Origin of the sequence: Gilliamella sp. B2717 (assembly GCF_026536675.1) — a bacterium.
GTDB classification, from domain to species: domain Bacteria; phylum Pseudomonadota; class Gammaproteobacteria; order Enterobacterales; family Orbaceae; genus Gilliamella; species Gilliamella apicola_I.
The window spans coordinates 1-716 of the sequence record NZ_JAFNNQ010000053.1 but is presented as its reverse complement, the minus strand read 5'-3'; the positions used below and the strand labels follow the sequence as shown (position 1 = coordinate 716).

Here is a 716-nt window from a genome sequence, read left to right as displayed (position 1 = left end):
ACTTTGATAATACCGCTTTCTACACGACCTGTTACCACTGTACCACGACCTGAAATTGAGAACACGTCTTCAATTGGTAATAGGAATGGTTTGTCGATGTCACGTTGTGGCTCTGGGATATAAGTGTCTAACGCTTCCGCTAATTCAACAATTTTGTCTTCCCATGCTGCGTCGCCTTCTAACGCTTTTAACGCTGAACCACGAATAACTGGTGTATCATCACCCGGGAAGTCGTATTGAGATAGAAGTTCACGTACTTCCATTTCAACTAATTCTAATAACTCTTCATCATCAACCATATCACATTTGTTTAAGAATACGATGATGTAAGGAACACCTACTTGACGACCTAAAAGGATGTGCTCACGAGTTTGTGGCATAGGACCATCAGTTGCTGCTACTACTAAAATAGCACCGTCCATTTGCGCTGCACCAGTGATCATGTTTTTAACATAGTCAGCATGGCCTGGGCAGTCTACGTGTGCGTAGTGACGAGTTGGTGTATCGTATTCAACGTGTGAAGTATTGATGGTAATACCACGTGCTTTTTCTTCTGGTGCGTTATCGATTTGATCGAATGCACGAGCTTGTCCACCGTATTTTTTAGCAAGAACAGAAGTAATTGCAGCAGTTAAAGTTGTTTTACCATGGTCAACGTGGCCGATTGTACCAACGTTAACGTGGGGTTTTGTACGTTCAAATTTTTCTTTAGACAT

The 716-nt window shown here is 42.0% G+C and carries 1 protein-coding gene; it reads right to left on the bottom strand.

Features of this window, described 5'->3' with window-relative positions:
- On the bottom strand, positions 1–716 hold a 716-nt coding region (locus J3U35_RS06510), incomplete at its 3' end, for an elongation factor Tu (protein WP_267360325.1).